The 25,051-nt window shown below is 58.3% G+C and carries 29 protein-coding genes, 1 tRNA gene and 1 pseudogene; 17 read left to right on the top strand and 14 right to left on the bottom strand.

What is annotated here, in order from left to right:
* Positions 1–8 precede the first annotated feature (8 nt).
* The gene (gene rpoH / locus TG4357_RS04400) at positions 9–908 is read right to left on the bottom strand and encodes an RNA polymerase sigma factor RpoH (RefSeq protein WP_058261671.1); all 900 of its coding nucleotides are present in this window, start codon (positions 906–908) and stop codon (positions 9–11) included.
* A gap of 328 nt (positions 909–1,236) precedes the next feature.
* Here rpoH and TG4357_RS04395 point away from each other — a divergent pair, with 328 nt between their 5' ends.
* The gene (locus tag TG4357_RS04395) at positions 1,237–1,911 is read left to right on the top strand and encodes a DUF4386 domain-containing protein (protein WP_058261670.1); all 675 of its coding nucleotides are present in this window, start codon (positions 1,237–1,239) and stop codon (positions 1,909–1,911) included.
* A gap of 4 nt (positions 1,912–1,915) precedes the next feature.
* Here TG4357_RS04395 and TG4357_RS04390 read toward each other — a convergent pair whose 3' ends face one another.
* Entirely contained in the window at positions 1,916–2,971 is a 1,056-nt protein-coding gene (locus TG4357_RS04390; protein ID WP_058261669.1) for an RluA family pseudouridine synthase, read from the bottom strand.
* Between TG4357_RS04390 and TG4357_RS04385 the strand changes: the two genes are divergently transcribed.
* Both TG4357_RS04385 and TG4357_RS04380 read left to right on the top strand, forming a co-directional pair.
* Positions 2,970–3,269 carry a DUF6476 family protein gene (locus TG4357_RS04385; RefSeq protein ID WP_058261668.1) on the top strand — a complete coding sequence of 100 codons (300 nt, stop codon included), beginning with the start codon at positions 2,970–2,972 and terminating at the stop codon, positions 3,267–3,269. The genes TG4357_RS04390 and TG4357_RS04385 overlap by 2 nt on opposite strands.
* Before the next feature lie 445 nt (positions 3,270–3,714).
* Positions 3,715–4,296 carry a hypothetical protein gene (locus TG4357_RS04380; RefSeq protein ID WP_058261667.1) on the top strand — a complete coding sequence of 194 codons (582 nt, stop codon included), beginning with the start codon at positions 3,715–3,717 and terminating at the stop codon, positions 4,294–4,296.
* Here TG4357_RS04380 and TG4357_RS04375 read toward each other — a convergent pair.
* Positions 4,284–4,556, bottom strand: coding sequence for a transposase (locus TG4357_RS04375; protein ID WP_058261666.1), 273 nt, complete (start codon positions 4,554–4,556; stop codon positions 4,284–4,286). The genes TG4357_RS04380 and TG4357_RS04375 overlap by 13 nt on opposite strands.
* 78 nt (positions 4,557–4,634) lie before the next feature.
* Here TG4357_RS04375 and TG4357_RS04370 point away from each other — a divergent pair, with 78 nt between their 5' ends.
* Positions 4,635–5,387, top strand: coding sequence for a CPBP family glutamic-type intramembrane protease (locus TG4357_RS04370; protein ID WP_058261665.1), 753 nt, complete (start codon positions 4,635–4,637; stop codon positions 5,385–5,387).
* A gap of 91 nt (positions 5,388–5,478) precedes the next feature.
* On the opposite strand, the gene TG4357_RS04365 is transcribed toward TG4357_RS04370, so the two are convergent.
* From TG4357_RS04365 to TG4357_RS04340, 5 genes are all read right to left on the bottom strand, one after another.
* The gene (locus tag TG4357_RS04365; protein WP_058261664.1) at positions 5,479–6,501 is read right to left on the bottom strand and encodes a helix-turn-helix domain-containing protein; all 1,023 of its coding nucleotides are present in this window, start codon (positions 6,499–6,501) and stop codon (positions 5,479–5,481) included.
* A gap of 147 nt (positions 6,502–6,648) precedes the next feature.
* Positions 6,649–7,077: a GNAT family N-acetyltransferase gene (locus TG4357_RS04360; RefSeq protein WP_058261663.1), complete on the bottom strand. Its 429-nt coding sequence runs from the start codon at positions 7,075–7,077 to the stop codon at positions 6,649–6,651.
* A gap of 4 nt (positions 7,078–7,081) precedes the next feature.
* Positions 7,082–8,158 carry a ribosome small subunit-dependent GTPase A gene (gene rsgA, locus TG4357_RS04355; protein WP_058261662.1) on the bottom strand — a complete coding sequence of 359 codons (1,077 nt, stop codon included), beginning with the start codon at positions 8,156–8,158 and terminating at the stop codon, positions 7,082–7,084.
* Between the two features lie 459 nt (positions 8,159–8,617).
* Positions 8,618–9,076, bottom strand: coding sequence for an SRPBCC family protein (locus tag TG4357_RS04345; RefSeq protein WP_058261660.1), 459 nt, complete (start codon positions 9,074–9,076; stop codon positions 8,618–8,620).
* Positions 9,073–9,723, bottom strand: a complete 651-nt coding sequence (locus TG4357_RS04340; RefSeq protein WP_058261659.1) for a TetR/AcrR family transcriptional regulator — start codon at positions 9,721–9,723, stop codon at positions 9,073–9,075. The genes TG4357_RS04345 and TG4357_RS04340 overlap by 4 nt, the downstream gene beginning before the upstream one ends.
* An 87-nt stretch (positions 9,724–9,810) precedes the next feature.
* Here TG4357_RS04340 and TG4357_RS04335 point away from each other — a divergent pair, with 87 nt between their 5' ends.
* From TG4357_RS04335 to TG4357_RS04325, 3 genes are all read left to right on the top strand, one after another.
* Complete coding sequence (locus TG4357_RS04335) at positions 9,811–10,446, top strand: hypothetical protein (protein WP_139193670.1); 636 nt, start codon at positions 9,811–9,813, stop codon at positions 10,444–10,446.
* A gap of 122 nt (positions 10,447–10,568) precedes the next feature.
* Positions 10,569–11,042, top strand: a complete 474-nt coding sequence (locus TG4357_RS04330) for a DUF4188 domain-containing protein (RefSeq protein ID WP_058261657.1) — start codon at positions 10,569–10,571, stop codon at positions 11,040–11,042.
* Between the two features lie 341 nt (positions 11,043–11,383).
* Positions 11,384–11,779 (top strand): DUF6858 family protein, encoded by a 396-nt coding sequence (locus tag TG4357_RS04325; RefSeq protein ID WP_058261656.1) that lies wholly within the window; start codon positions 11,384–11,386, stop codon positions 11,777–11,779.
* 32 nt (positions 11,780–11,811) lie between these two features.
* Here TG4357_RS04325 and TG4357_RS04320 read toward each other — a convergent pair whose 3' ends face one another.
* On the bottom strand, positions 11,812–13,008 hold the full coding sequence (locus TG4357_RS04320; RefSeq protein ID WP_058261655.1) for a pyridoxal-phosphate-dependent aminotransferase family protein: 1,197 nt from the start codon (positions 13,006–13,008) through the stop codon (positions 11,812–11,814).
* Positions 13,009–13,138: 130 nt separating this feature from the next.
* On the opposite strand from TG4357_RS04320, the gene TG4357_RS19915 reads away from it, so the two are divergent.
* Genes TG4357_RS19915 through TG4357_RS04310 form a run of 3 tightly spaced genes read left to right on the top strand, consistent with a single transcriptional unit; the run spans position 13,139 to position 15,854 of the window.
* The gene (locus TG4357_RS19915) at positions 13,139–13,267 is read left to right on the top strand and encodes a hypothetical protein (protein ID WP_267886189.1); all 129 of its coding nucleotides are present in this window, start codon (positions 13,139–13,141) and stop codon (positions 13,265–13,267) included.
* An 11-nt stretch (positions 13,268–13,278) separates the two neighbouring features.
* Positions 13,279–13,971 carry a fused DSP-PTPase phosphatase/NAD kinase-like protein gene (locus TG4357_RS04315; RefSeq protein ID WP_306345476.1) on the top strand — a complete coding sequence of 231 codons (693 nt, stop codon included), beginning with the start codon at positions 13,279–13,281 and terminating at the stop codon, positions 13,969–13,971.
* The gene (locus tag TG4357_RS04310; protein WP_058261653.1) at positions 13,968–15,854 is read left to right on the top strand and encodes an ABC transporter ATP-binding protein; all 1,887 of its coding nucleotides are present in this window, start codon (positions 13,968–13,970) and stop codon (positions 15,852–15,854) included. Before TG4357_RS04315 ends, TG4357_RS04310 begins: the two co-directional genes overlap by 4 nt.
* On the opposite strand, the pseudogene TG4357_RS19010 reads toward TG4357_RS04310, so the two are convergent.
* A pseudogene (locus tag TG4357_RS19010) lies at positions 15,790–16,404 on the bottom strand (glycosyltransferase); the annotation flags it as partial. The gene TG4357_RS04310 and the pseudogene TG4357_RS19010 sit on opposite strands and share 65 nt — an antisense overlap.
* Positions 16,405–16,472: 68 nt before the next feature.
* Between TG4357_RS19010 and ygfZ the strand changes: the two are divergent.
* On the top strand, positions 16,473–17,204 hold the full coding sequence (ygfZ, locus tag TG4357_RS04305) for a CAF17-like 4Fe-4S cluster assembly/insertion protein YgfZ (protein ID WP_058261652.1): 732 nt from the start codon (positions 16,473–16,475) through the stop codon (positions 17,202–17,204).
* A gap of 101 nt (positions 17,205–17,305) precedes the next feature.
* Here the strand turns inward: ygfZ and efp are convergent, their stop codons facing one another.
* Positions 17,306–17,869 (bottom strand): elongation factor P, encoded by a 564-nt coding sequence (efp, locus tag TG4357_RS04300; RefSeq protein ID WP_058261651.1) that lies wholly within the window; start codon positions 17,867–17,869, stop codon positions 17,306–17,308.
* Positions 17,870–18,083: 214 nt separating this feature from the next.
* Here efp and TG4357_RS04295 point away from each other — a divergent pair, with 214 nt between their 5' ends.
* From TG4357_RS04295 to TG4357_RS04285, 3 genes are all read left to right on the top strand, one after another.
* Positions 18,084–18,404, top strand: a complete 321-nt coding sequence (locus TG4357_RS04295) for a DUF6280 family protein (protein ID WP_058261650.1) — start codon at positions 18,084–18,086, stop codon at positions 18,402–18,404.
* A gap of 156 nt (positions 18,405–18,560) precedes the next feature.
* Positions 18,561–19,052, top strand: coding sequence for a cupin domain-containing protein (locus tag TG4357_RS04290; RefSeq protein ID WP_058261649.1), 492 nt, complete (start codon positions 18,561–18,563; stop codon positions 19,050–19,052).
* Between the two features lie 74 nt (positions 19,053–19,126).
* The gene (locus TG4357_RS04285) at positions 19,127–20,590 is read left to right on the top strand and encodes a cobyric acid synthase (protein ID WP_058261648.1); all 1,464 of its coding nucleotides are present in this window, start codon (positions 19,127–19,129) and stop codon (positions 20,588–20,590) included.
* Here the strand turns inward: TG4357_RS04285 and TG4357_RS04280 are convergent.
* The 3 genes from TG4357_RS04280 to TG4357_RS04270 all read right to left on the bottom strand — a co-directional run bounded on the left by TG4357_RS04280 (position 20,575) and on the right by TG4357_RS04270 (position 23,565).
* Complete coding sequence (locus TG4357_RS04280; protein WP_058261647.1) at positions 20,575–21,357, bottom strand: DUF2497 domain-containing protein; 783 nt, start codon at positions 21,355–21,357, stop codon at positions 20,575–20,577. The two genes, TG4357_RS04285 and TG4357_RS04280, sit on opposite strands and share 16 nt — an antisense overlap.
* Before the next feature lie 69 nt (positions 21,358–21,426).
* Complete coding sequence (locus TG4357_RS04275; protein WP_082644070.1) at positions 21,427–22,848, bottom strand: TolC family outer membrane protein; 1,422 nt, start codon at positions 22,846–22,848, stop codon at positions 21,427–21,429.
* A gap of 63 nt (positions 22,849–22,911) precedes the next feature.
* Complete coding sequence (locus TG4357_RS04270; protein WP_058261645.1) at positions 22,912–23,565, bottom strand: protein-L-isoaspartate O-methyltransferase family protein; 654 nt, start codon at positions 23,563–23,565, stop codon at positions 22,912–22,914.
* A gap of 146 nt (positions 23,566–23,711) precedes the next feature.
* Between TG4357_RS04270 and TG4357_RS04265 the strand changes: the two genes are divergently transcribed.
* The 3 genes from TG4357_RS04265 to TG4357_RS04255 form a co-directional block, all read left to right on the top strand.
* Positions 23,712–23,785 (top strand) — tRNA-Cys (locus TG4357_RS04265).
* A 519-nt stretch (positions 23,786–24,304) separates the two neighbouring features.
* Positions 24,305–24,838 carry a HipA family kinase gene (locus tag TG4357_RS04260; RefSeq protein WP_058261644.1) on the top strand — a complete coding sequence of 178 codons (534 nt, stop codon included), beginning with the start codon at positions 24,305–24,307 and terminating at the stop codon, positions 24,836–24,838.
* Positions 24,839–24,868: 30 nt separating this feature from the next.
* A partial coding sequence (locus TG4357_RS04255) for a transposase (RefSeq protein ID WP_058261643.1) occupies positions 24,869–25,051 on the top strand: 183 nt, incomplete at its 3' end.

Below are 25,051 nucleotides of genomic sequence, written 5' to 3'. Positions count from 1 at the left end.
GACGGCGATCAGGCGGCGGCGGGTGCCATGCCTTTTTCGGCGGCCAGATCGCGCATCCGTTTTTGCAGCTTTTCAAAGGCCCGCACTTCGATCTGGCGGATCCGTTCGCGGCTGACATCGTATTGACCGCTGAGATCTTCCAACGTCACGGTTTCGTCGCTCAGGCGGCGTTGCACCAGAATGTCGCGTTCGCGGTCATTCAGCACATCCATCGCTTCGGCCAGCATTTCGCGGCGGGCTTCCAGTTCGTCACGTTCGGCATAATCCCCGGCTTGATCGGCGCTTTCGTCTTCCAGCCAATCCTGCCATTGCATCGTGCCTTCGCCTTCGCTGCCGACGGTGGCGTTCAGCGATGCATCCCCGCCCGACAAACGGCGGTTCATGCTGATCACCTCGGTTTCGGTCACGCCAAGGTCATGGGCGATGCGGGCCACGTTTTCGGGTCGCATATCGCCATCTTCCAGTGCGCCGATACGGGCCTTGGCCTTGCGCAGATTGAAGAACAGCTTCTTTTGCGCCGAGGTGGTGCCAAGCTTTACCAAGCTCCAAGAGCGCAGGATATATTCCTGAATCGAGGCACGAATCCACCACATCGCATAGGTCGCCAAGCGAAAGCCCTTTTCGGGGTCAAATCGTTTGACCGCCTGCATCAGGCCGACATTGGCTTCGGAAATTACTTCCGCCTGCGGCAAACCATAGCCGCGATAGCCCATGGCAATCTTGGCGGCCAGACGCAGATGCGATGTCACCATCTTGTGGGCGGATTCAGTATCCTGTTCTTCGACCCAGCGTTTCGCCAGCATATATTCTTCTTCTGGTTCCAGCATCGGAAATTTGCGGATTTCCTGCATGTAACGGTTCAGGCCACCTTCTGGCGTCGGGGCCGGCAGATTTGCGTAGTTACCCATTTTCCCTGTTCCAACTCTTAATGTTTACAAGCTTAACATCCACATAGGCAGGCGTAAAAGCTCTTTCAAGGGGTCGTTCATGTTATGATACGCTATATCGGAGTGTTTCTGTCGCGAATGAATGTTTGTGTCAGTCGTTTCACGGCGTTGTGCGGTTTGTGACAGGCGGGTTTGTGACAGGCGGGTTTGTGACAGGGCGGTTTGTAGCGCACAAGCCGGAAGTTCATTCATATTTGTATAAGTGTAAGCCAATTTTCGTCGATTTCATACATTTTGCCGGGGATCTAAATCCGGGACAAATCGTATTTCATGCCAAGGATGTTCCGCTATGAGCGTTCAATTCGACAACAATTTCCGGTCCTATGCCCGTCCGGCGGGGCTGAGTTATCTTATCATCATCCTGTTTGGCATCAGCGCCGAACTGCTGTTGCGCGGCCCGTTGATCGACTGGAGCAGTGCGGAGACGACGGCGCGGGCACTGCGCGAACATGCCAGTCTGTTCCGGCTGTCGCTTGGCGCAGACATGATCATGGCGCTGTGTGATGTGGTTCTGGCGGTGCTGCTGTATCGCATACTGCGCCCGGTGAATGAGGCTCTGGCGTTGTTGGCGATGGTGTTGCGGCTGGTGCAGATGGCCATTGTCATGGGCAGCATGCTGTACCTAGTCGAGGCCGAACTGGCCGTGGCAACGGGGGGCGATGTTTTGGATCCGCTGCGCCTGCATGCGGCGGGGTATGATCTGGGGCTGTTGTTTTTCGGGGCGAATACGCTGATCACTGCGGTTTTGCTGTGCCGGTCGGACCGCGCACCGGTCTGGTTGGCGGCGGCGCTTGGCGCGGCGGGCGTGGTGTATCTGACTGGTAGCCTGAGCCGCTTTGTTGCGCCCGATTTCAACGCGTCGATGCAAATCGCGTATCTGCTGCCGTTGATTGCCGAAACCGGGTTCTGCCTTTGGTTGCTTTTCGCGGCACGTCCCCCCGAAGCGCAGGTTCAGCAGGCCTAGGGCCTCAGGATTCGGGGTCGGGCGACGCCTTGGGCTGGGATGACAGCGCCGCGATCAGGGTCTGCATGTCGTCGGGCATCGGGGCTTCGAAACGCATCACCTCGCCGCTTACGGGATGGGTGAAGCCAAGCACCGCCGCATGCAATGCCTGACGTGGGAAGGCGCGTGCGGCGGTAGCGCCTGCCACGCCGACCGCTTTTTCCGACAATTTGCGCCGCCCACCATAGGTTTGATCACCGATCAGCGAATGACCGGCATGGGCCATGTGAACGCGGATCTGGTGGGTGCGTCCGGTTTCCAACCAGCATTCGACCAAGGCGGCGACACCGGGATTGCCGAAGGCTTCGACGATGCGCACCCTTGTGACCGCGTGGCGGCCGCCTTGGAACAGGACCGCCTGACGTTGGCGATCATGTTTGTGCCGGGCCAGTTGCGTGGTGATTTTCATGATATTGCCGGTTTCGAAATTGATCCCGCGCACGCCGCGCAGCCGGGGATCATAGGCATCCGGCACGCCATAGCAAACCGCCATGTAGTAGCGTTCGACGTCATGTTTTTCGAATTGCGCCGCCAGCCCGTGATGGGCACGGTCGGATTTCGCCACCACCAGCAAACCGCTGGTATCCTTGTCGATCCGGTGCACGATGCCGGGGCGTTTGGCACCGCCCACCCCCGACAGGGTATCGCCACAATGATGCAAAAGCGCGTTGACCAGCGTGCCGCCCGGCGTGCCGGGGGCGGGGTGCACCACCATGCCCACCGGTTTGTTGACCACGATCAGGTCGTCGTCTTCATAGATCACGTCAAGCGCGATGTCCTCGGGGCCGATATGGCTGTCTTGGGCCACGGGCACGGTGATGTCGATCACGTCACCTTCGGCCACCTTGGCCTTGGGATCGGTCAGCACGGTGCCATCGCGGCTGACCTGACCATTGGAAATCAGCCGGGACAGCCGGGTGCGTGACAGCGAGGCTTCTTCTGGCACATCGCGCGAAAGCGCCTTATCAAGACGGGCGGGCGGATCGGCCTGAATTGTGACAGTGAGGCGCGTGGTGGACATGGATGAAACCCCTGAACCGGAATTGCCGGCAAATCTGAAATTCCTGCGCCTGCTGGTGACGGTGCTGACCGGAACGATGATTGTGGGCCTTCTAGTGATCATCACGCTGATTGTCATCCGCTTCCGCGATAAAAGCACAGATTTTCCCGATGCGATCACCCTGCCCGACGGCACGCAGGCGCAGGCCTTTACCCAGACCAAGCGGTGGTATGCGGTGGTGACGGGGGAAGATCATATTCTGGTGTTCAGCCGCGAGACCGGCAAGCTGGTGCAGGATATCGAGATCACGGCGGAGTGAGGATTAGCCCCTCCGCCAAGGGCAAATTGCGAAACGCCCGATGCCTGGGCAATGACCGCGACGTCTGAATTGAGCCCGATTGTGACAAATGCTGCATTAGGCATGAAGGGCAGCAAAGCGCAGGAAGCACCATTTGCAAAGTCGCGGTACGCGATCCCGCCTTGATCGCGCTTCCGGCCCATTACGGACATTGGTCAATTGACCTGACGCTGCGGCGCAGCTTTCACATCGCTGCCTTTGGTGCGCCCGCGCAGAAAATTCACTGGCTGGAATGCCGCAGTGTGGAACAAAGCGGAAAGCGATGATTGTATGAATATGTCCGAAATCGCGATTCCGAACGTTCTGGATCGCGTATTCGGGCTATTTGCTCGGCGCCATCCTTCATGTGCAAGGCGTTGCTGCCACGTGCGCAACTCAACCAGCCATGCACCAAGGAACACCAGACATGTCGATCCACCATACTTTCACTCTTCTTCTGACCGCCCCGGTCGCGCTGCTTCTCACATCGCTCGGAGCGAGCGCCCAAGAGGCAGATCAGCAAACCCGCTGGCCCGTGAGCGCTGCTGTCCAGTCGGAGGCGGGGCAACAAATACCCGCCGGGGCCTATGGGGTTGCCTACATTGATGCCCCTCGCGTGGCGACGCTGCTACAGCTGCGGGGGGTCACGGGACGCGGCACCGCAGTCTTGAAGAGCGATGACAGCCACGATTGCCTGACCGTCCCCATACGTTTCGTGGCGGGCGATTTCGGAGGCGAAGGCATCTCCACCAACGAAACACATCCAATTCGTCTGATCCTCCAATCCGCGCGGGTCGCCAGAGCGCTGGCCGCAGGCGATGACGTGGTCAGCGATATGTACCGCATCAGCGCCCAGCTGGATGACTCTGAGGCGGACATCATCATTCAGACAGGATTGAGTGAAAGTCATGGGTTCGTTCTCAATCCGGGAAGCTCCATCGTAGCCGACATCTTCGGCGCAACGACAGGCCGGACCGCGTGTTCTGAGCTTCGGGCTCAGGGCTCATGACCAGAAGATGACAGCCCCGGCGATGCACATGTGCTTATGAAAGCGTGTGTGCATCGGTCGAAGCTGGTGGCGATACATCGCCAGTCCTTGAGGCGGTCGAACATGCGCTCGACCTTTTTGCGCGGCTTGTGCCATTTCGTCCCGTCCTCGACTGGTATGTTGCGGTCTTTGCGCCCGCCGATCGAGGCTTTGATGCCGAGACCGTTCAGTGCTTCGCGGAACGCGGGGCGAACATGACCTCGGTCCGCGATCATCATCATGCTGCTTTCCGGCTTCGTCGCTGAACCGCCCTTGGGCGAGGAAGGGATGATCGTTTAACGAAGTGAAAAGGACCCACTATGTGCGCTCAATCTGCCCGCTTCTTTGTCCCATTTTTCGTTTGGTTGTGTCTTGGAAGTCTCGGCCTGATAGCGCTCGCCTTCAACCAAGACGTCAACGCGTTGCGGGCACTGGGTGTTCTTCCAGACATGCCGGACAACGTGGTGCGGCTGCTGATCGTGGTGCAACCATTTATCCTCCTGGTCGCCGGGATCGGAGCCGGGGTGGCCTTTGGCGACCGTGTTGAGCTTCGATCGTGGGTAACCGCGCGTTTGCGGGGCGACCCGCCGCCTTTGATGCAATTGTCGGGACTGGCCCTCGCAGCGCTTGTCGGCTTCGGCACAGGTGCGGTTGTCGTCGTGCTCGACAGAGTGTTTGCGCCCTGGATCGGGCTGCCCTCGGTCGCAAGCCTTCCGGACATAGGCACGGCACTCATGGCGATCAGCTATGGCGGGATCACCGAAGAACTCATGCTTCGATATGGCCTGATGACGTTGCTCGTCTGGGTCGGTGCAAGAGTATGGACGACGCTCCCGCCGGGGCTCTACTTCGGCGCCTTGCTCGTTTCTGCGGTCCTTTTCGGAGCGGGTCATCTGCCAGCGATGGCGGCGCTCATCCCACTGACACCGGTTGTGATTTTGCGCACTGTCGGGCTCAATGCCCTGCTTGGCTTGGCTTTTGGCTGGCTGTTCTGGCGGCGTGGCCTCGAACACGCGATGGTTGCCCATATTGCCACCCACGTTGCATTTTGGGCGCTTGCCTTCGCACTGTAGGCTCGCCACGACCATTTCCATCGTTGCGCCCGATTCTTCCGCAACAAGCCTGCAGATAAGGTGCGCGGTCCCGGGATTCTGAAAGTTGCCGTCAGGTCGTCGCCGTTTCGGCGCGAAATTGTGAAGGAGTCTTCCCAGTCACCCGGCGAAATTCCGTGTTGAAACTCGATTTGCTGACAAAGCCCGCTTCAAACATCACCTCGGTGACGGACAACTCGGTCTTGCGCAGGGCCTCTTGGGCGTGGCGGATGCGAAAGCCGTTGATATAGCGAGAGAAATTCTCACCAGTCGTTCTGTTTATGGCGTTGGAGACATCCCGCACAGGTATGGATAACCGCCGTGCGACCCGCGCCAGTGTCAGATTGCTGTCCGTGTAGAGGTGTGTGTCGTTCATAAGCGCATCAAGCGCAGCCCGTGTCGCGTGATCGTTTTCAGTCGGCCCTTCGACTTTGGTTGCTTCGCCCTTTGTGACCTGAAGCAACATCGGTGCACCGATGAGAGCGACGACAAAGACGAATGCCGTGAAAAGGCCTGACACCCCGGTCAAAAATGTCAGGATATAGGCATCGCCTGCGAACAGGCTGGCGGCCACAATCGAAAGATCCGTCGCAACCATCATGCCAAGAAGGACAACGGTAGCTTTGATCGCGGAGCGCACGATTATCAAGGCGTGCGGCGCGACATGGACGAAGTCATCTGGTTGGCGGCGCAGAAGGCGGGCAATCAAAACTAGGTAGATGCTGTTGATCCCAAGGACAAACACATCTGCCGAGACCGGGACGTTTGCCAGTATTGCCAATTGCGCGACGGCGACCGGCGCCCATCTCAAAAGGAGCGTCCTGCGCCAGTTCAACCCCAGGTCCTGGGTCAGAGCCGAGAAGCCGAGATAGGCCGAAGGTGCGACCATCACGGCCACCAACGGCTGGAGCCAAGCGGCCCAGGGCACGTCAAACGAAAGCCGGAACCCGAGCAGCAGGCCGATGCTCGCCAAGGTCAGAAGAAAAATGCACAGGAAAAGGCGCGCTTGAAAGGGCATGCGGGTATCTTGCGCCAATGCAAACGCTGCGATTGTCGTCAGAACACTTACGAGCCAAACGAGGGGCAGAGTGATCATTGGTCTTCCTTCTGGCCAAACAATAACATGGTCGTCGCTATACCGCGGCTTTTTCGACTAATCACGTCGGGTCAACAACAGTTCAGGTCTCCTTGCGGCGAGCACCGATGACGGGAGGCACTGATGATCAGCGCCTCCCAGTAATTCTTACGAAGCGGGCATAGCCATCTTGAAGGTTTCGTCGCCGCTGGCGTCAAACACGCCTTCGCCAATTATAACAAAGCCATATCGCTCGTAGAACGGCAAACCAATCTTGTTGTCTTTGAAAACCTCGACTGTCAGCGGTCCTTTGATAGCAACGATATGGTCTACCATTTTGCGCCCCATGCCTTTGCCTTGTTCAGAGGGGGCAAGGAACAAGCCTCCAATTTCCGTGCCGATCATGGCGATAAATCCCACCGGCGCGCCCTCGTTTTCCAAGACCCATGTTTCGGCATTTGGCAGATAGATATTGGCTGTATCTCTGCGCACCTGATTTCTGACGTCATCGGACAAGAAGGGGTGCGCAAGCGGTTCTGCGTTATCCCAGATTGCGATCAACGCATCCGTATCTTCAGTTTTATATTCACGTATCATCGTCTTATTTCCTGTTTTTCTGCTGGATCGCATTGATCATTTTATGAAGCGCTTTATCGGCGGTTTTGCGTTCGGCCAACGAAGACGCGTTAAAGCGTTCCTCCGCGGTCAGTTTGTTCCATCGCGCAAGGCGGTCAGGATCAATCTCGTCGCGCTCCAACGCACCTTGAATGGCGCAACCGGGTTCGCTGTCATGTCTGCAATCTCTGAAACGACATTGGCGCGCCAAGGCAACGATGTCGGCGAACACATCTGCAATGCCGGCCTCAACATCCGTAAGTTGAAGCTCTCGCATGCCGGGCGTGTCCAGCACCGCGCAGCCCTCGGCCGTAAAGTGCAATTGCCGCCGCGTCGTGGTGTGGCGCCCCTTGCTGTCATCTTCGCGAATGGCAGCCGTATCAACGATACCCTCTCGAAAGAGAGCATTGACCAGTGTGGACTTTCCGACACCAGACGACCCCAGAAAGGCAATTGTTTGGCCCGGCTTGCACCATGGAGCCAACCGGGCATTTGGCTCTTCACTCAAGGCATTGAGCGCTTCGACCAGAACGCGGTTTGAAATGGTGTTTGCCGCTTTTACGTAGGCTTCTGGATTGTCGCAAAGGTCTGCCTTGGTGAGTACGATCACAGGCGTAACCTGTGCCTCGAACGCCAACGCGACATAGCGCTCAAGCCGCGCGATGTTGAAGTCCTTGTTGCAGGACGACACGATAAAGACCGTGTCCACGTTGGCCGCAATCAGTTGCCGTTTGCGGTCTGAGCCCGGCGCACGACGCGCAAAGACGCTCCTGCGTTCCAAGACCTGACTATTGGATGGCTTTTGCGGATCATAGAGCAACCAGTCACCGACTGTCGCATTTGGCACCGGTGGGATGAGGGTATCAAGACTTTCGCCCAGCACCCGCAGGCCGGTTCTGTGAACTTCAACCACACGAACAGGCGGTGCATCAGCGGCCGCGTCAACGTCGATTTGTTGGCTAAAGAAGGGCTTCCAGCCAAACTTTTCTAAAGACGAAGGCTCGCGTTTAGGGATCTTGCGCGAACCCGAAGGTGGCAAGAATTTGGAATAGTCCCGTATCATTTTTGGGATCTTTCATGTTCGGAGTACGGGCCAAGCCCGCCCCACAAAAATTAAAAATTGACCAGACAAAACAAAAATAATCGCTCGCAGCAATTACGCGACGGCGTTGGATTTTGTTTAGCTTTGCATCGGGAGGGCGCTCTGCCTCCCCGCATTATCGGGTCATAAAATCTCCATGAATGTGCTAGTGGCGTAAATCAGTGCGCTGATTTTTGCAAGACTTTGAGTTTTACAGATTGCGACAGGCGAACAATCGTGCGCGATGCAGTGTAAAGGAACAAGGGCTTGGTCTGCTCTGTGTCGGTGCAGAGAAAATCGAGCTTTGATGGTCGCCTGAATGTTAGCTTCACCTGATCGCTCCATGAGATTTCGCTCTTGTGGAGAATGACCGCAAACCGCCCATGTGAAGGGTGACGCTTGGCGTTGATAGAGGCCCTCAACGGGCTCTGCACTTTGAGCCTAGTCATTTGGAGGCGCCGCATGGGATCGATCGTCAAGGGTCTCGCACCAAGCCTTCAAGCTTCTGTTTTCAAGAGCGATTGCCCTGCCGACAATGACTTTGAGAAGGGGCCACAAAGCGAATGCGGCGAAGCCTGACACATGGATAGTCATGATGCTGTCGCTGCCAAGTGGCGTCTCAATAATCTCGTGGCCAGCAACCATTGGAATGCCATAGGTTTTCGCCTTCCAAGTGAATGCATGACCGTCATTGAAGCTGGTAACCCGCCAAGTGGTTTCGAGCTGCGCAGGCTGTTTCAGGTTCACAGCGCTTCCCGCGCCAAAGGGGCCTGTGTCAAGTCGAACGGCTTTCGTTACCGTTGGCGTCCATTTGGGCCAATCCTCGACTTCAATGATCACCTGCCATACGAGGTCGGACGATCTGGCAATTGCAGTTGTGTTTTTTGCCAACAGTCTCATGATCTTTCTTCCTTCACTGGGTCTGACGGTGGGTTGCTTTGGTCACCGTGAGCATCCGGTCCGTGGGGCAGCGAACCTTCGCACTGCAGGTGATGATCGACGCATTCACCCAGCAACGCGACCACCCTGTCCGGAGCCATGTTGGCCACGGACTCGATCTGTAAAATGTATCGGCAATAGGCAAAGCCAAGCATTTGGCTGGCAATCAGCCCGGCACGCTCGGGGTCCACCGGCCGTCCGGCCAGATGTTCGATCAGGCGCCGTATCTGCGTCTCGAACAACATGCGAAGCTTTTCCGCGGCCAACGTAGAGGAGGACGCCGTCCTCAGCAGAATTGGCAGTGCCGCATTTGCCTCCTCGCCTTCCCAAAGCCTTAGGAAGTGCCTGACGCCGCGCTGGCCTGGGGTGCGATCCCGAGACAAGGGGGCGGCGACATTGCCCATCTCGAAATCAACGGTCAGCGCAAAAAGAGCATCTTTGCTGCCGAAATACCGGATCACCATCGACGGATCGATGCCGGCCATCTCGGCGATGCCCCTGACCGTGGTGGCTTCGTACCCAAGCTGCGCGAACAGCGTTCGAGACGCGTCAAGGATTCTGGTTTTTGTGCGATCGGATTTGCGGGTCTTCATCTGTGTATTTGCCATTCCGTCATTTTGCCAACACCCGTTGATATTTACAAGGCGCAAAAGTAAAAGTCAACACGCGTTGGCAATATGATGGAGAATCAAATCATGCAAACCTTCGGTAAAACCCTCACCCGCACCCAGATGTGGCTTGCCCTGGCGGTAACCGCAGTGATGGCGCTGACTTTCACCTTAGTCGGCGGGCTCCCCCTGATCGTCACCTTCGATGTTGGCCTGCTTGGCGTCGCGACAATCGTCGTACTGAACCATTCCAGCGGGACTGCATTTCCCGAGGCTCAAGCCTACTACCCGATCTATTTCGCCACGCTCGCCTGGCAGTTCATTCACTTCATCGAGGAATTCATGACAGGGTTTCGCGAGCAGTTTCCTGCGCTCTACGGTGCTGATGCCTACGGCGCTAACCTCTTTGTCGCGATCAACATGCTCTCGTATGCGGGGTTCACGCTCGCGTGTATTGCGTTTCTGACCAAGGGCATCCGGTTCCTTATTGCGCCGATGCTGTTCTTTGTTGTCTACGGCGCATTGGGCAATGCAATCGCACATACCTGGTGGGTAATTTGGTTGGGCGAATACTTCCCCGGCTTCTATACCGCACAGGTCTACTGGATTCTTGGACCACTGGCGCTGTCAGGGCTTGTCGGATCGCTGAAGCGCGCAATCGTTTTAACGGTCGGTTTTGGCTTGATACTGATCCCGGTCATGACAGTCTTCATGGTCAGTTAACAATCTGGGCGAACCTATCTACGAGCCCGAACTAAATCGGCGCCCAAAGAATCTTGGTGGTATTGTTGTGCGCTTTGAGTTCACTGCCGCCAGACTTGTAGCAAAACAGCTGGAGCCCAGTAATGTCTGAAGTGAACGAAAAAAGAATGACCGCCCATATAGAGGGGGACTTTGTTGTCTTTCTAATTGGCCTGAGAATGAACAAGCCGCTAAAGCCCCACAAGTGGTTTCCGGCTGTCATGGCTATGCCAAAGATGTTGAAGGAACTGAACGCATTGCCCTCCGAAGAGACTGGGTTTCTGGGCGCGACGAGTATCGGCTTTGGCGCAATCGTCCAGTATTGGAGGAGTTTCGAACATCTTGAGCGATATGCCCGCTCAAAAGATCATGCGCATTTTCCGGCATGGGTGGCATTCAATAAGCGCATGAAAACCAACCGAGCGGAAGTTGGAATTTGGCATGAAACTTATCTGGTGGAAGCTGGGCAATACGAAACTGTCTATTCAGGGATGCCGCCTTTCGGCTTGGGCAAAGCTTCTGAGTTGCTTCCCGCAACGGGAAACCGGAGTGGGGCACGTACCCGGTTGGAAATCTGATTTGACCTCAAAGTGTCACTTGTAGCTTTGTACCGCATAGCGGCCCCCTGACCTTCGTCGGAGCAACCGAGGGCGCACCAAAGACACACCGGGAATCTTACGTCAGGTGGGGAACACTAGAAATGTGCCTTGGTCCTCTTGCTACTGCAACGAAGGTCAAGTTTCGGCCCGACTACTCAGCTATTCGCGATCGCAGCGAACTTCCGCTTCCCTCACCCCCCTCCCCCCTCTCGGGGTGAGGCAAGCTGCCACATCACATAATCTCGCATCATGGATACATGTTATCTCGGTACGCTGGCCCCTTTGGTCCGGTTCCCGATAGATGATAAGGATATCCCCCGATGAAACAGTCTCTTTTAATGGAAAAATACCCGATCTTCGAACTCCAGATCGCGAAATCCGAAACCAGTTGCGCCAGCGTCGATGACATTATCGCGGTGCTGAAGACCAAGATCGACGCCCATCCCAAGGTCGCCGATATCGCGGTGTTCGATCATTATGCCCACACCCAATCGATCGACGGCACGATTGCCGACAGCGTCAAGGCGGCCAAGAACATCGTGTTCTGTTTCGGCGTAGCGCTGCCCAACCCGCATGTGCTGGCGGTCAGGCCGCGCTCGATCGGGGTGGCCGATATGGGCGATCATTTCCATGTCGGGTTCATGGAACCGCCGATGGAAGTGGCGACCACGGAAATGGAAAGCTGGTGCAAGGCGCTGGCCGACAAGCCGGGCTGATCCCGCGGGATGGGTCGCGATGCGCCCGGGACCTAGTCCTGGGCCATCACGGTTGCGGCGGCGTCGAGCGCGCCGCGACCATGCGGCACGTTCAGCGCCTTGAACGCGGTGTCGATGCTGCCCAGCATGCCCAGCACCATATGGGCATTCAGATGCCCCATATGACCGATGCGGAAGAAGCCGCGCCCCTGCGGATCGCCGTCTTCTGACATGCCAAGCCCGATGCCGAGGGTGACACCGGCATTGGTTTCGACCCAGTCGCGCAGCTGGGCACCATAGGGCAGCCCCAGCCGCAGCGAGGTGACCGAACGGGCGCGGTGATCGGGATCGGCGACGTTCAGGCGAAGCGGTCCGTCGCTGGCCCAGGTATCGGCGGCGGCCCAGATCGCGCGGGCCAGCACGTCATGGCGGCGCCAGACATGGTCGATCCCTTCGGCATGGATCATGTCCAAAGCCGCGCGCAGGCCGAACAGGTGATGGGTCGGCGCGGTGCCACCGAAATACTGGTAGAACATTTCGGGGTTGGCGCGCGGGGTCCAGTCCCAGTAGCGGCTGACCCGGTCCAATCCGGCGCGGGCTTCGGCGGCGCGGGGCCCGAAGAAGACGAAGCCGAGCCCCGGCGGGGTCATCAGGCCTTTCTGGCTGGCCGCGACCGTCACATCGACGCCCCAGGCATCCATTTCGAACCGGTCACAGGCCAGCGAGGCGATGCAATCGGCCATCAGCAGCGCCGGGTGACCGATTTGATCGAGCAGTTTGCGCAGCCCGGCGATATCGTTGCGCACACCGCTGGACGTATCGACATGGCTGGCCAGAACCGCCTTGATCCGGTGGTCCTTGTCGGCGCGCAGGGCCTCTTCGATCCGGTTCAGGTCGAACGGGCGGTTGCGGCCGAAATCGATCAGTTGCGTATCGGCACCCAACCCGTCGGCCATTTCGGCCCAGCCATGACCGAACCGGCCGGTCGCGGGCACCAGAATCCGGTCGCCCGGCGCCAGCACGTTCGACAGCGCCGCTTCCCATGCGCCATGACCGTTGCTGATATAGATCGCGGCGTCATGGACGGTTCCCGCCACCCGCTTGAGGTCGGGCATCATCCCCGCGACCATGTCAATCAGCGCACCTTCATAGATATTGGGCGACGCGCGGTGCATCGCGCGCAACACTTCGTCGGGCATGACGGATGGGCCGGGGATGGCGAGATAGGGACGACCGTAGGACAGGTTCATAGGCGGCTCCGGTAGGTTACTGCTGGCACCCGGGAGGCACCATCACTTCAGGCAGTTGGAAAAATGTCGCGGGGTGTCAAAGCAATGAATTGACGCGGCGAGGTTAATCAAAGCCGGACCGGCGTCAATCGTGATTAGGATCAATTTTGGTGATGTCGGATATTCCTCCCCGTGCGCTGCATTGCAATTCAGCGCATGGGCGGCGGAAACCATCATCCTTGCCTATGTGATGCGGGATGCCTACAAGATGCGCGACTGAAAAGATGCGGAATGCCTATGACTTTGGTGCAGAAATACCGGGATTGGGAAAAGGGCAGAACCCTGCCCGCCAATATCGACCTGACGAATCCCGACCACCGCCGCATGGCGATGACCCATTACAATTGGGCCGATCACGCCATCCTGCGCCGCCGCTGGACCAATTTTTTTGAAATTGCGCCGGGCGTGTACCGGTCGAACCAGCCCACCCATGACCGGTTCGAACGCTATGCGGCGATGGGGATCAAGACGGTGATCAACCTGCGTGGCACCTCGCCCAGCAAACCGCATTACCTGCTGGAACGCGAAAGCTGTGCCGCGCTGGGGATCAGGATGATCGATATCGGGCTGCATGCCCGCGCCGCGCCGCCGCGCGACAACATGCTGAAACTGATCGAGATTTTTCGCGACATCGAACGCCCGTTCATGATGCATTGCAAATCGGGCGCGGATCGTGCCGGATTGGCCAGCGCGGTTTACAAGCTGGTCATCGAAGGTGCCCCCTTGGCCGAGGCCAAGACCATGTTGTCGTTCAAATACCTGCATATCAAGGCGCATACGACCGGGATTTTGGATTATTTCCTGGACGTTTACGAGGCCCGATTGAAGCAGGGTCCGATTGTTTTCGAAGACTGGTTGCGCGACGAATATGACGAAGCGGCACTAACCGCCGGGTTCCGCAACGGCCGGAAAATCCCGCAATGACCGCCGCCGCCGGGGTCAAAAGCCGTCAGTTGCTGGCTTGGCTGTGGCGGAAATACCTGCACAAGCATCTGTGGCTGCTGCTGGCCGCGCTTGTGTTCATGGCGCTGGAAGGATCGACGCTTGGCGCGCTCAGCTGGATGATGAGGCCGATGTTCGATCAGGTCTTCATCGCCGGGGACCACGCCGCCCTGTGGTGGGTCGGCGCGGCGATCATGGCGATTTTCGTGACCCGCGCGGTCGCCAGCGTTGGCCAAAAGGCGCTGTTGGCGCTGATTTCGCAACGGTCGGCTGCGGATATGCGGATTGAAATGCTGGATCACCTGATGCGGCTGGATGGCGGTTTTCATCAAAGCCATCCGCCGGGGTTCCTGATCCAGCGGGTACAGGCCGATGTCGAAGCGGTGGGTCAGGTGTGGAATGCCGTCATCACCGGGGCCGGGCGCGATTTGATCGCGCTGATCATCCTGATGGGGGTGGCGATTTCGGTCGATTGGCAATGGACATTGGTGGCCTGTATCGGCACCCCGATTCTGGTGCTGCCGGCGCAATTCGTGCAAGGGTTCGTGCGCAGTCGCGCCCGCGAAGCCCGCGATCTGGGTGCAAAACTGGCAATCCGTCTGGATGAGGTGTTTCATGGCATCGTGCCGGTGAAACTGAACCGGTTGGAAAGCTATCAATCGAACCGCTATCGCGCCTTGACCGAAGAATTGGTGCGGGCCGATGTGAAGGCGAAGCTGGGCGCGGCCGCGATCCCCGGATTGATCGACGTGATGGCCGGGCTGGGATTTCTGGGGGTTCTGGTGTTCGGCGGCGCGGAAATCATTTCCGGCGACAAGACCATCGGACAGTTCATGAGCTTTTTCACCGCCATCGGCTTTGCCTTTGAACCGCTGCGCCGGTTGGGCGCGGTGACCGGGATCTGGCAAAACGCCGCTGCCGCAATCGAGCGGATCAAGGAATTGCTGGATGAGAAACCCAAGCTGACCTCGCCCGCCCGTCCGGTGCCCGCACCGGCGGGAATGCCCGAAATCCGGCTGACCGGGGTCGAGCTGAGCTATGGCGACACCAAGGTTCTGAACGGGGCGACGCTGACCGCACCTGCGGGCAAGACCACCGCGTTGGTCGGGGCGTCGGGGGCGGGGAAATCGACTATTTTCAACATCCTGACCCGGTTGGTCGACCCGCAGGGTGGTACCGTGGAAATCGGTGGCGTTGCGGCCAATGCGATGTCATTGGCCGATCTGCGCGGGCTGTATTCGGTGGTATCGCAGGATGCCGCGCTGTTTGACGAAACCTTGAAGGAAAATATCCTGCTGGGCCGGGGCGATGTCAGCGACGACCAGTTGAATACCGTGTTGCAGGCCGCCCATGTGTCGGATTTCCTGCCCAAGCTGGCCGACGGGTTGCAAAGCCCTGCCGGGCCGCGCGGATCGAACCTGTCGGGGGGGCAGCGCCAGCGCATCGCGATTGCCCGCGCGTTGCTGCGCGATACGCCAGTTTTATTGCTGGACGAAGCCACCAGCGCGCTGGACGCGCAATCGGAAAAGGTGGTGCAGGACGCGCTGGACAAGCTGTCGAAGGGGCGCACCACATTGGTAATCGCGCACCGGCTGTCGACCGTGCGCAATGCCGACAAGATCGTGGTGATGGACAAAGGCCGGGTGGTCGACGAAGGCAGCCATGACGAATTGTTAGCCCGTGGCGGGATTTATGCCGATCTGTACCGGCTGCAATTCAAGACCGAGGGTCCGACCGCCGATATGATTGCGCAAGGTCATGCGGGTCAGCGCCGGAAAGATAGCGCAAAAGGGTCCAAAGGTTCCGCGCCCCGCGACGACACCAGCCTTCTTTCACGTATTTCGCGGCGCTGGTTCGGGCGGTAAGCGGGATTTCCCGCAATTGCCCCTGCAACAGGCGGCAGATCGCGACATCCTCCATCAGCGGCTGATCGGCAAAGCCGCCGATATCGTCGTATAATACCCGCGAGAGCAGCAATCCCTGATCGCCATACGGCAAGCCGAACAGGCGCGACCGGAAATTGGCCCAACCGGCGACGAACCGGGCGGCAAAGCCGCCACGGTCAAAGCCAAGCCGGAAATATCCCGCCTGATCGATGCGGAAATTGATGTGATCCTGGACGCAATCGGACCAGCCAGACGGCAAGACAGTGTCGGCATGCAGCGCCAGAACCCAATCGCCGCCCGAAGCCAGCACCCCGCGCCGCAACTGACCACCGCGCGATGGTGCGCCGTTGACCACGACGGCTCCGGCATCATCGGCGATCCGCAAGGTGGCGTCGGTCGAGCCGCCGTCGCTGATCACCAATTCGCGCACCAGCCCCGCTTCGAGCCCTTCGATCAGCGCCGACAGGCAGGCCGGAAGCTGTTGTTCCGCATTCAAGGTTGGAATAATCACCGAGAGTGCCGCGCGCATGTCTGTCCCCTGTTGCCGTCCCTGCCCCGCGCTATATTACAGCCAAAGACCGAAAGGGAGAGTTGAAAATGAACCGACATGTTTTTCGTATCACCGGGGAAGAGGCCCGCCATTTCCTGCAAAACCTGGTGACGAATGATGTCGATCGGTTGGATCATGGTTTGGTTTATACCGCGCTGTTGACGCCGCAGGGCAAATACATGGCCGATTTTTTCCTGGTGCCCGAGGGGGATGCCATTCTTGTCGATGCTGATGACAGCCTGGCGCCGATGCTGTTGCAACGGCTGACCATGTATAAATTGCGCGCCAAGGTGAGTATCGAAGAAACCGGGGTGCAGGTGCGCCGCGGCACCGGGCCGATGCCCGAAGGGGCGTTTGCCGATCCGCGCGACGCCGCACTTGGCTGGCGGCTATACGGGGCGGAAAACGGTGATGACGGCAGCGATTGGGACGCGATCCGGGTGGCCCATTGCATCCCCGAAACCGGGATTGAGTTGACCCCCGACAGTTATATTCTGGAAGCCGGGTTCGACCGGCTGAACGGTGTCGATTTTCGCAAAGGCTGCTATGTCGGGCAGGAAGTGACCGCGCGGATGAAACACAAGACCGAGCTGCGCAAAGGGTTGCGGGTGGTCGAAATTGACGGCAGCGCCGCTGTGGGCACCCCGATCATGGCCGGCGAAAAAGAGGCGGGCACACTGTTCACCAGCGCGGGCAGCCGGGCGATAGCCTATTTGCGGTTCGATCGCGCGGGCGGCGAAATGACCGCCGGATCGGCGCGGTTGCGTCTGCTGGAGTGATCAAGAAACCGGATCGGACCAGCGCCGGAGGGACTTCGGGCCCAAAATGAAACAGCCGGGCAACAAACCCGGCTGTGACGTCACGTAAATAAACGCTGCGATCAGGCGCGTTCGGCGTATTCCATGGTTTCGGTATTCACCACGATGTCTTCGTCCTGACCGACAAAGGGCGGCACCATGACCCGGACACCATTATCAAGAAGGGCGGGTTTGAACGAATTTGCTGCCGTTTGACCTTTGACCACCGGTTCGGTTTCCACGATCTTGCAGACCACTTTCTGCGGCACCGTCACGTTCAACGCTTCGGTGTCGTAATATTCGATCACCACGGTCATGCCGTCTTGCAGGAACGGGCGGCGGTCGCCCAGAAGATCGGCCGGAAGTTCGACCTGATCGAAGGTTTCGGTGTCCATGAACACCAGCATCCCATCGTTTTCATAGAGAAATTGCTGATCTTTCTGTTCCAGCCGCACCCGTTCCACCTTATCGGCAGAGCGGAAGCGTTCGTTCAGTTTGGACCCGTTGCGCAGGTTCTTCATTTCGACCTGAGCAAAGGCGCCGCCCTTTCCGGGCTTGACGTGATCTACTTTCACGGCGACCCACAGACCGCCGTCATGTTCCAGGGTATTTCCCGGACGAATTTCGTTACCGTTGATTTTCGACATATGACAAAACCTTGGCAAAAGGTTGATGGAAGTTTGAACGCACCTATATATGGGGTTCGGACCCATGGCAAGGAAACCAGATATCGAAAGACAGCTGGATGAGCCATGCACACAGCGCATGATAGCCATGCAATACAAGGCTATCCGAATCACCAACAATAGGTCATAAGCGGCGCTACGCCAGAAAGACAAGAGCAATAACAAAGGACGAAACATGAAAGATTTCGTTGACGGCACGGCCTTCAATAACGAGCAAGGCAACCGGGCCCGCAAACTGTTCGCAGCCGTTGTGTTGGCTGCACTCGATGATGCCATCGCCGATGACAAGAAATATGGCAACGGTCCCGAGCAGATCGCCCGTTGGGCAAGGTCGCGCGACGGTCGTGAAGTATTGTCCTGCGCCGGTATTGACCCCAACGAACGGGTGGTCAATGGGCTGATGGAATTCGTCGGCAAAGGCGTTCGGACTTCGGTCGCCCTGTCGCGCGAAGAAAGCGAACGTCGCAACGCGGCGCAGCAGGCCGAAGCGGCCTGATCCAGACTTAAAGTCTGCCAAATGAAAAAACGCGTCTTCCGGGGGAAGACGCGTTTTTCTTTTCTTCACATGTCGTCACATGACAATTCACAAAACAGAACTTTCGCAGACAAGGCCCGAATACTACTCTGACCATCGAACCAAACGGAGGTTTCGATGCGCAAGAAAATAGATATCGCCGCCCTGCCCGCCAAGGTTGGGACCTTGTACCCGCCCCCCTTTCACCAAAAGACCAAGGCACGGGAAAAACGTGCATTGGGGGATGCCGCGGGATTGACCCAATTCGGGGTCAATCAGACCCGGCTGCCGCCGGGGTGTTGGTCGGCGCTGCCGCATTGGCACGAAAAGGAAGACGAATTCGTCTATATCATCGCGGGCACACCGACGCTTGTCTATGGTGACAGCGAAGAACAACTGACCCCGGGCGATTGTGTCGGCTTCAAAGCGGGCGAAGAAATCGGCCATTGCCTGCAAAACCGGACCGACGCGGATGTGATCGTGCTGGAATTCGGATCGCGGATGCCGGGCGAACACGCCTATTATCCCGGGCTGGACCTGATGGTCGATACCGGGTCGCCGAATTTCTATCACTATCTGGACGGCACCCCCTATCCCGATATTCGCCGCCGCGGACCGCAAGACGATTGAAAATCGTCGCCTTGCGGCTTTTGCCCCGATCGCTTTGCGATTAGACCCGGACCCAAAGCAGTAAGGGGCGGCAGATGGCCAAGGCGATCATGATCCAGGGCGCGGGATCGAACGTGGGTAAATCCATGGTGGTGGCCGGGATTGCGCGGGCTTTGGCCAATCGCGGTCTTTCGGTCCGTCCCTTCAAGCCGCAGAACATGTCGAACAACGCCGCCGTCACCGAAGATGGCGGCGAAATCGGGCGGGCACAGGCATTGCAGGCGCTGGCGGCGCGGGTGGCGCCGCATACCGACATGAATCCGGTGCTGTTGAAACCCGAAACCGATACCGGCGCGCAGGTGATCGTTCAAGGCAAGCTCTTTGCCACGTTGCGCGCCCGCGATTATTCCAAATCAAAACCCGACCTGATGCGCCCCACCTTGGAAAGCTTTCAGCGCCTATGTGATGGCGCGGATATCGTCGTGGTCGAAGGGGCCGGCAGCCCGGCCGAAGTCAACCTGCGCCGTGGCGACATTGCCAATATGGGGTTTGCCGAAGCTGCGGGCGTGCCGGTGATCCTGCTGGGCGATATTGATCGAGGCGGGGTGATTGCCCAGATCGTCGGCACCCAAACGATCCTGCCCGAAGCCGACGCGGCGCGGATCAAGGGCTTTGCCATCAACAAGTTTCGCGGTGATGTGCGTTTGTTCGACGACGGGATGACGGTGATCACACAACGCACCGGCTGGCCATCCTTGGGGGTGTTGCCGTGGTTCGCCGATGCCTGGCGATTGCCCGCCGAAGACGTGATGGATATCGCATCGTCCAAGGGCGACGGGTTCAAGATCGCGGTGCCGCGTCTGGGGCGGATCGCCAATTTTGATGACCTCGACCCGCTGGCCGCCGAACCCGGTGTCAGTGTCGACATCATTGAGCCGGGCCGGGCGCTGCCGGGCGATGCCGATATGGTGCTGATCCCGGGGTCGAAATCCACCATCGCCGATCTGGCCGATTTCCGTGCGCAAGGCTGGGATATCGACCTGAAGGCGCATATCCGCCGCGGCGGTCATGTGTTGGGCATCTGTGGCGGCTATCAAATGCTGGGCCGGGAAATTTCCGATCCCGATGGCATCGAAGGGGGGCCGGAAACGGTTCCCGGTCTGGGATTGCTGGACGTGGTGACGGTGATGACCCCGCAAAAGCGGCTGGCGCTGAGCCGGGCGACTTACCTGCCCAGCGGTGCCCCGGTGGAGGGCTATGAAATTCATCTGGGGGAAACCACCGGCCCCGATTGCGCCCGCGCCTGGCTGGACCTGTCGGGCCGCGCCGAGGGGGCCAGCAGCCGCAACGGTCAGGTGCGCGGCTGTTATCTGCATGGGCTGTTCGGGTCGGATGCGTTCCGCGCCGCCTATCTGTCACAACTGGGGGCGCAGGTTCAGGTCGCCTATTCGGATGAATTGGATGCGGTTCTGGACAGGCTGGCCGTGCATATCGAGACGCATTTCGATCTCGACCTGCTGCTGCGGTTGGCGCAGCGACCGCGCTATTGCAATTCGTGACTGGTCAGGGCGCGGTGGATTTCGCGGCGCACCAGTTTGCGCACGTTGCGGGTGATCCGTTCGCCCAGAGCGCCCTGCAATTCCTGCCGTACAATTTCGGCGACCAGTTCGCGCAGGGTTTCTTCATCGAGAATGGCTTCGTCTTCGGCTGACACGGCTGCCAGATCATCCAGATCATCTTCTTCATCGGCATAGGCGTCATAGTCCGGGGTGGCGTCTTCGACCTTGGATTCGGTGGTATAGACGGGGGCTTCGACCGCCTCCAGCGCTGGCTGCTCTTCTGTGGTGTCGTCATCCACGGCGTCATATTCGGCGTCTTCGATATCGTCCCACGGAACCGTTTTGGCCTGTTGGGCGGGTTGAACCGTGTCCCAGTCCCCTGCCCCGTTATCCTCTTCGGTTTGTACCGTTTCGGCGTCTTCGACATCCCCAACATGGCGGAATTCGGCGATGACGTCTTCGGCATCGACCACGTCGGCAAAGCAGGCTTCCAGTTCGGCGCTTTCGACCCGAAGCGGTTCTTCGGTATCTTCGGTATAAAGATCATCTTCGGAGCTGGAAAACGGCGCTTCTGGCAGGTGGTCCTGCCCGCTTTCGGGCGTGCCGCGATCGGTCACATTTGGTTCGGCAACCCGCAAGGCCGGTGTCAGGACAAGCTTGCCCGGGGGTTCGGGGGCCATGGTTTCAGCACGTGATTCTTCGGAGACCAGCCGCTTGATAGAGGCCAGTACATCCTCGATTTCTACATTGGTGACCGGATCCGACATTTATTATCCTACTCTTGCCTCGGGGTCAGTGTAACCCCGGTGCAAGATTCTAACAACCGATCCTAAAGATCACTCTTTGCCGATGCCGCGCAGCACCCGGTCCAGTTTCTGACCTTGGGCGCTTAACAGGGCCGGTGCGTTTTTCACCTGATTGTAATAGGCGGCCGGATCGTAGCGGGTCACGTTCAGGTTCAAATGGTCCGCAGTCAGCAATCCAAGGTTTGCCAGCAGGGAATAAGAAGCCAGATATTCATTGGCCCGCGATGTGATCAGGTTGGCATTGGCATTCAGCAGTTCCTGTTCGGCATTGAGCACGTCAAGCGTGGTGCGTGCACCCAAAGTCGCTTCTTCGCGCACACCGCGGAAGGCGACGGTTGCGAACCGGACCTGCCGTTCGCTGGACACCCGGGCCGCCCGCGCCACCTGAAGATTGGCAAAGGCGGTTGCAGCGTTCTGGGCCACGGAAATGCTGCTGAGCCGTAGCGCGGCGCGGGCGGAATCCCGGCGCGCGATCGCCTGACGATTTGCCGCTGACAGCCGACCACCATAGTAAATCGGCTGAGACATTTCGATCCCGACCGATCCGCCCTTGGAAAAGGCGGTGCTGTCGAAGGTTTCTTCGATCCCGTAGCTTCCCGTCAGCGACACTTGCGGCCCCATCGAGGCGCGCGTCACGACAACCGCCAGATCGGCAGCGGCGACCTGATGCTGGGCTTGCAGGATGTCGGGATGGTTCTTGACCGCCAGCGCCTTGGCGCCTTCGATCGACGTTGCCGTGGCGGGGGCCGGTGGCGATGCCTGCATTGCGCCCGGATTGCGGCCAACCGCGGCGATGAAATATTCCCGCGCGCCTTGGTAATCGCCCTGAGCCTGCGCCAGCGCCGCCTGTGCCTCTGCCAGCCGGGCTTCGGCCTGGGCCACGTCGGTACGGGTGACTTCGCCGACATCGAAACGATCCTTGGCGGCGCGCAGCTCTTCGGAGATCACCCGAACGTTGTTTTGCCGCAGCGCGACGGTTTCGGATTGGGTGCGCAGGCTGGTATAGGCATCGACCGCCTGCAACAGCACGTTCTGTTCGACTCCGACCAGCGCCTGCCGGGTTGCCAGCACGGTTTCCTTCGCCGCTTCGATCTGGCCCTTGCTGGCACCGCCATCAAACAGCAGCAGACTCGCCGACAACCCCACCGACACCGTCGTCGATGCGCTGTCACGCGGGGTGAAGAAAGTCGAAGAAGTCGCGTAACGCGAAGAACTGCGGCTCAGGTCGGCGGCCCAGGACACGATCGGCCGCAATGCGGCCACCGCCACCGCCACGTCTTCATCCGCGGCGCGCAACAAGGCGCGGTTCTGTTCCAACAAACCGCTGTTCTTGTAAGCATCGGCCAACACATTGGCCAAGTTATCGGCCTGCGCCGCAACCGGCCCAGATACCGCCAACATCACCGTGGTGATGCCTGTCATCACTTTCCGTCTGAAACCTGTACCGCTCATTTTGCGCTCCGTAATCTTTGCCTGCTACGATGACAACGCGCCCGGCAGGGCGTGCTGAAAGATTTACAGCGTGAAAGCCCGATGCCGTTCGAAACCGGGCAAAACCGGCGCACCGGCATTGAAAGCATAGCGCCAAGTGACCTCGCCGTCGATCTTATAGCCGACTTCCGCAACACCCAGCGCCCCGCGCGCTTTCAGGCAACCGATCCGGCCACCTTCTTTCAACTGGTCCAGCAGGGCCGCCGGCACGTTTTCGACCGCCCCTTCCAGCATGATGACATCATAAGGCCCATGCAGCGCTGCACCATCGGCCAAAGGGCCCACATGCAGCGCGACATTGTCGGCCCCGACCCTTGCCAGCGCCGCCTGCGCATCTTCGGCCAGGGCTTCGTTTTCTTCCACCGCCACAACCGCTTCGGCCATCCGCGCGATCACCGCGGCAGAATAGCCCAGACCGACGCCCAGATCGAGCACCAGTTCATCATCCTGAATATCCAGCGCATCCAGCATCTTGGCCAAGCTGCGCGGTTCCAGAACCACCCGGCCACCGCCCAGATCAAGGTTTTCGCCAACATAGGCGGCTTCGATTTTATCGTCCGGTACGAATTCTTCGCGCGGAACAGTCAGCATCGCTTCGATGATGGGAAACTTGGTCACGTCCGAAGGACGGATCTGAGTATCGACCATCATGGTGCGGCGTGCGGCAAAGTCTGTCATCTGCTAAACTCTTTCGTTCAGATTCCTATCTTATGTTTTGTCACATCCTGAAACCAGCGGCAACGCCTCAGAAACACCAAATCGCCGCGTGTTGGGGACTTGCAGCAGGTTGAAATATCCTTTAAGCGACGTTCACCCACTTTGGCGGCGAGTTGGCGGAGTGGTGACGCAGCGGATTGCAAATCCGTGAACACCGGTTCGATTCCGGTACTCGCCTCCAACATGACCTATAATAGTTTGATTTTGCATACAAAATTGCATGCAGTCGACCACACCCCACCATCCTACCCGCCAACAGTTCTGCGATTGTTTCAGACTAATTGAGACAAGATTTGTATAATATCTTGGATGGCGCCTCACTCACACCGAAGAAGAAACAAGATGTCCATTCCGGGCATTCCATGTCCAGATTTCCTTCTGGGCTTGAGGACCACAGAAAATTTGCTCCCTCCCACGGCCTCGAAATGCAGTCACCTGCCTGCATTTCCACCTACGGCACGGTGTGATCGGTACGTGGAACCTTTCCCTCCTTTTGACACGATCTCGACCGCGCTTCGCCTTCGGCTCATGACCGCCGCCGCAATGCGGTAGCAGGCATGCGCCATTCTTCGCGGGGCGAGGTCCTGTCAACACCTTCTCTCTCCTCTAAAGGTGGTTGATCCAACCCGCTTTTCAGCCTATCCAAGTACGGATTTGAATGCTGCCACTTTGGATGCAGTGACAAATGGAGCCTTAGAAATTGAATCCGGTAGTTGGAACTCTAATTGGTGAGCCGCTCCCCTTTAGCGCTGTTAAGAGCAAAAACACTCTTTACCGAGGTCAAGTTGAATTGGCTGATGGGTCCGTTAAGTCATGTCTGCTAAAGAACATTGACCGCATTGAAATCGTAAATGAGCTTGTTGCAAACCTGATAGGTCAAAAACTGGGTTTACCAATTCCAGCGGCGATCCTTACTTTTGTGCCCGATACCTTCAATGACAAAAATCAGTTCGATAAAGGGCACAAAATTTCTGGTGGGATTCTTGTGTTCGCCAGCGTCGACGCTCAGACACCAAACCTCCTTCAGCGACTTCAAACAAGCCACCCTTTGGGACGGCAGATTATTGAACAGTATTTGAAGGCCTGGAGTAAGAAGAGTTGCCTCTATGGCTTCGACACTTGGGTGGCGAACGTGGACAGAAACCTCCAGAATCTTCTATTCGGGAGTAAAAATGAAATCTGGCTGATCGATCATGGAAAGTGGACCTGTCGCGGTTTGATGCCGCTCCTTTGATAGCATTTACTGCAACAAAGGAGACGAACTATGGGCACAGGAAGAACGGATGAATTCCGCAAAGACGCGGTGCGAATTGCGCTGACCAGCGGGCTGACACGGCGACAAGTTGCGGATGATCTGGGCGTTGGGCTTTCGACGCTGAACAAGTGGGTGAACGCGCACCGTGGCACGGATGTGGTATCTCCCGAGGATCGCGAGCTTGCGCTGGAG

The organism is Thalassovita gelatinovora (genome assembly GCF_001458355.1).
GTDB lineage: Bacteria > Pseudomonadota > Alphaproteobacteria > Rhodobacterales > Rhodobacteraceae > Thalassobius > Thalassobius gelatinovorus.
This window is presented reverse-complemented; position numbering and strand designations above follow the sequence as displayed.

What these genes read in the sequence shown, in the direction of transcription:
- rpoH (WP_058261671.1), bottom strand. Translation starts at nt 908, where the DNA reads ATGGGTAACTACGCAAATCTGCCGGCCCCGACGCCAGAAGGTGGCCTG.
- ygfZ (WP_058261652.1), top strand. Translation starts at nt 16,473, where the DNA reads ATGAACCGACATGTTTTTCGTATCACCGGGGAAGAGGCCCGCCATTTC.
- TG4357_RS04375 (WP_058261666.1), bottom strand. Translation starts at nt 4,556, where the DNA reads ATGATGATGATCGCGGACCGAGGTCATGTTCGCCCCGCGTTCCGCGAA.
- TG4357_RS04320 (WP_058261655.1), bottom strand. Translation starts at nt 13,008, where the DNA reads ATGAACCTGTCCTACGGTCGTCCCTATCTCGCCATCCCCGGCCCATCC.
- TG4357_RS04275 (WP_082644070.1), bottom strand. Translation starts at nt 22,848, where the DNA reads ATGAGCGGTACAGGTTTCAGACGGAAAGTGATGACAGGCATCACCACG.
- TG4357_RS04335 (WP_139193670.1), top strand. Translation starts at nt 9,811, where the DNA reads ATGCAAACCTTCGGTAAAACCCTCACCCGCACCCAGATGTGGCTTGCC.
- TG4357_RS04365 (WP_058261664.1), bottom strand. Translation starts at nt 6,501, where the DNA reads ATGATCACTCTGCCCCTCGTTTGGCTCGTAAGTGTTCTGACGACAATC.
- rsgA (WP_058261662.1), bottom strand. Translation starts at nt 8,158, where the DNA reads ATGATACGGGACTATTCCAAATTCTTGCCACCTTCGGGTTCGCGCAAG.
- TG4357_RS04360 (WP_058261663.1), bottom strand. Translation starts at nt 7,077, where the DNA reads ATGATACGTGAATATAAAACTGAAGATACGGATGCGTTGATCGCAATC.
- efp (WP_058261651.1), bottom strand. Translation starts at nt 17,869, where the DNA reads ATGTCGAAAATCAACGGTAACGAAATTCGTCCGGGAAATACCCTGGAA.
- TG4357_RS04380 (WP_058261667.1), top strand. Translation starts at nt 3,715, where the DNA reads ATGTCGATCCACCATACTTTCACTCTTCTTCTGACCGCCCCGGTCGCG.
- TG4357_RS04345 (WP_058261660.1), bottom strand. Translation starts at nt 9,076, where the DNA reads ATGAGACTGTTGGCAAAAAACACAACTGCAATTGCCAGATCGTCCGAC.
- TG4357_RS04325 (WP_058261656.1), top strand. Translation starts at nt 11,384, where the DNA reads ATGAAACAGTCTCTTTTAATGGAAAAATACCCGATCTTCGAACTCCAG.
- TG4357_RS04310 (WP_058261653.1), top strand. Translation starts at nt 13,968, where the DNA reads ATGACCGCCGCCGCCGGGGTCAAAAGCCGTCAGTTGCTGGCTTGGCTG.
- TG4357_RS04285 (WP_058261648.1), top strand. Translation starts at nt 19,127, where the DNA reads ATGGCCAAGGCGATCATGATCCAGGGCGCGGGATCGAACGTGGGTAAA.
- TG4357_RS04270 (WP_058261645.1), bottom strand. Translation starts at nt 23,565, where the DNA reads ATGACAGACTTTGCCGCACGCCGCACCATGATGGTCGATACTCAGATC.
- TG4357_RS04340 (WP_058261659.1), bottom strand. Translation starts at nt 9,723, where the DNA reads ATGGCAAATACACAGATGAAGACCCGCAAATCCGATCGCACAAAAACC.
- TG4357_RS04295 (WP_058261650.1), top strand. Translation starts at nt 18,084, where the DNA reads ATGAAAGATTTCGTTGACGGCACGGCCTTCAATAACGAGCAAGGCAAC.
- TG4357_RS04290 (WP_058261649.1), top strand. Translation starts at nt 18,561, where the DNA reads ATGCGCAAGAAAATAGATATCGCCGCCCTGCCCGCCAAGGTTGGGACC.
- TG4357_RS04315 (WP_306345476.1), top strand. Translation starts at nt 13,279, where the DNA reads ATGCCTATGACTTTGGTGCAGAAATACCGGGATTGGGAAAAGGGCAGA.
- TG4357_RS04330 (WP_058261657.1), top strand. Translation starts at nt 10,569, where the DNA reads ATGTCTGAAGTGAACGAAAAAAGAATGACCGCCCATATAGAGGGGGAC.
- TG4357_RS04395 (WP_058261670.1), top strand. Translation starts at nt 1,237, where the DNA reads ATGAGCGTTCAATTCGACAACAATTTCCGGTCCTATGCCCGTCCGGCG.
- TG4357_RS04370 (WP_058261665.1), top strand. Translation starts at nt 4,635, where the DNA reads ATGTGCGCTCAATCTGCCCGCTTCTTTGTCCCATTTTTCGTTTGGTTG.
- TG4357_RS04390 (WP_058261669.1), bottom strand. Translation starts at nt 2,971, where the DNA reads ATGTCCACCACGCGCCTCACTGTCACAATTCAGGCCGATCCGCCCGCC.
- TG4357_RS04385 (WP_058261668.1), top strand. Translation starts at nt 2,970, where the DNA reads ATGGATGAAACCCCTGAACCGGAATTGCCGGCAAATCTGAAATTCCTG.
- TG4357_RS04280 (WP_058261647.1), bottom strand. Translation starts at nt 21,357, where the DNA reads ATGTCGGATCCGGTCACCAATGTAGAAATCGAGGATGTACTGGCCTCT.